This window comes from Planktothricoides sp. SR001, from assembly GCF_001276715.1.
Lineage (GTDB): Bacteria > Cyanobacteriota > Cyanobacteriia > Cyanobacteriales > Laspinemataceae > Planktothricoides > Planktothricoides raciborskii.
Window position 1 is genome coordinate 1 of the sequence record NZ_LIUQ01000157.1, and the last position, 1,222, is coordinate 1,222.

The following is a 1,222-nucleotide window of genomic DNA, read 5'->3' on the forward strand; positions in this document are numbered from 1 at the left end:
CATCCGTTGCCAAATCCGTTGCCTGCCAATCCGCTGCCAAATATACAGCGGTTTTTAAATTAATAAACCACAGCCTTCCGCCAATTAACCGCCAGGGAATAAATTCCCTGGCTAACAGCACAAGTCGGTTAAAACCGACTAAAATCTTGTATGGGTCAACAGCCGTTGTAGGGGTCAACAGCCGTTGACCCCTACCAAGTATGATTAGTCGGTTTTAACCGACTTGCGCTATGAGGCGGGGATTTTAATCCCCGACGGGTGTGGTTTACTATCGGTAGGGTGTGAAAGCGCAAAGCGTAACGCACCTTCTACCACGGAGAACCAATCATCGTAAATCCAGACCAGAAATAAGGATGGGACAAATTCATATTCTGCACTCGCACCAACTCTGGGGGCAAATTAGTCTCATTTAACTGCTTAGACCCAGGCAATTGACTACTAGAAAACTGTAATTCATTATGAATCATTGCCACTTGTGCTTGACGCAAAGCCTCAGCCTTAATTGGGGCAGAATGGAGAGATTCATAAAACTCCATCATAAAACCCAAAGTAGCCATATCATCGATATACCATAGACTTGCCAAAGCGGATTTTACCCCGGTACGAACCGCCAACCCAGCAAATCCTAACTCAGCAATTTCATCACCCACTGCGGTGCGACAAGCGGACAAAACCAACAACTCAGTGGCGGGATTATTTAGCCCCAAATCACGCAAATCATCTAAGGGCAACTTATCATTCCAGAAATAAATGTATGTTTGGTTATTTTGGCCTGGGGTAAAATCAGCATGAGTGGCTAAATGGACAATATCATAGCCATGATGTTCTAGTTCTTGCTGCAAATTTTCTCGCGTAAAATCCTGATTGAACAACTGAGTTCCAGGCCAAATATTCTGGGTAATTAAATTCAACTCCACAGGGACTCCCGGTAAAGGATTTACATCCGGGAAGGTATCTGCGCCCATTGCCAAAACTTTTTTGCCTTGCAGTGATTGATAATGAGCATCCATCAAGCTAACTGAAGGAATCAAACTCAGGCTATATTTTTCTACCAAAAACTGTTCACCATCATGTAAAGCAGCAATGGGTAAACCCCGCAAACCGGCATCCATACTAAATAATATAGTATCAATTTCTGCTGCTTGTAATTGGGGTTCAATGGGGGCAATTAGCCACTGATAAAGTTGTTGGGCTGAAGCTAAATAACTGTTGCTACGCCGTT

General features: G+C 43.8%; 1 protein-coding gene. It reads right to left on the reverse strand.

What is annotated here, in order from left to right; genetic code table 11:
* Positions 1-308: 308 nt before the first annotated feature.
* Positions 309-1,222 (reverse strand): CHAT domain-containing protein (locus AM228_RS28890; RefSeq protein WP_156332148.1); only part of this gene is annotated, 914 nt, incomplete at its 5' end.